This is a genomic window from Ruegeria sp. ABV3_008 (assembly GCF_056161185.1).
The window spans coordinates 1-1,305 of record NZ_JBSWYP010000033.1 but is presented as its reverse complement, the minus strand read 5'-3'; the positions used below and the strand labels follow the sequence as shown (position 1 = coordinate 1,305).

At 50.7% G+C, this 1,305-nt stretch carries 1 protein-coding gene; it reads left to right on the top strand.

All coding sequences use genetic code 11. The features are described from left to right. Positions 1-115: 115 nt before the first annotated feature. Entirely contained in the window at positions 116-1,219 is a 1,104-nt protein-coding gene (gene gntH, locus ACXAH8_RS23085) for a guanitoxin biosynthesis MBL fold metallo-hydrolase GntH (protein ID WP_475220844.1), read from the top strand. The last annotated feature ends 86 nt before the right edge of the window (positions 1,220-1,305 follow it).

Below are 1,305 nucleotides of genomic sequence, written 5' to 3'. Positions count from 1 at the left end.
AACGACTGCTTCGAGCCCAAAGCAGACGTCCAACTTTGGAATGAAGTGATTTAGTTGTACCATGGAATGCGTCAGCAAGTCGGAGGAAGCTGTGCGTCTAAGATTACTACCGGCATTGAGTTTTTTATTTGCATCGATTTGCTGCGGCGCTGCTTCAGCTGGTTCATCCGGAGAGAGAAAGTTCTATTATCCAAACACAGAGCCGCTCGGCGAAGCGGAGATGCGAGTTATCTCGCTGGGAACTGGAACACCTAATTTTCGACACTCCCAAGCGTCAGCGTCGTGGTTGGTTGAACTTGGCAATGGCGACAAGTTCCTATTCGATGTCGGAACCGGTTCGTTAGCCAATTTGGCCGCATTGGAAATCCCATACACTTATCTCGACAAGGTGTTCATTAGCCACCTGCACGTAGATCATATTGGAGACTTCGATGCACTTTTTGTGGGTGGCTGGGTGTCAAACCGAACCGTTCCACTGCGGGTTTGGGGACCAAGTGGCTTAAAGCCAGAATACGGGACCGCAGCGGCCATGGATGGCCTCCTGAAAATGTTGGCCTGGGACGTGGCAGGCCGGCGCGGGAATATGCCCTCGGCAGGCGGACACCTTTCGGTGACTGAGTTCGACTATTCTCAGACACAAGTAGTTTATGAAAGCGACGGTGTCGTCATTCGATCTTGGCCCGCGATTCACGGCATAGATGGTTCAGTGTCCTACAGCTTGGAGTGGAAAGGACTAAAATTCGTCTACTCGGGTGACACCAACCCGAACAAGTGGTTCGTGGAGAACGCTAAAGAAGCGGATCTTGTCATTCACGAATGCTACTTAACGATCCAACAATTTATCGATACCAAAAACTACGACCCTGAACGCGCCCGATTAGTGGCAACGGTGGTTCACACGCCACCAGACGCGTGCGGAAAACTATTCTCAATGATCGAGCCGCGGCACGCGATTGCCTACCATACATTTGCCGACTTCGATATTGCTCCTGACACAATTGCTGCAATCCGAAAGACTTATGACGGCCCGCTCACTTTGGCTCAGGACTTGCTTGTTTGGAATGTTTCGGAAGATACCGTAAGTGTTCGAGCGATTGTCGGATCAGACAGTCCATTGCCTGTTGACCCTCCAACTCCTGCGGGCCCACCTGACCCTAACGAAAGAACAGAGTTGTCAGATTGGCTTAATGCAGGTCGCCTAAATCTTAGCGAAGACTAGCCTGCAATGTGCAATAGTGAATCTATCGGCTGCTTTGACTGCAAAGTAGACTTTGAGCAGAATTCACTGACTGACCGGTATAAGCC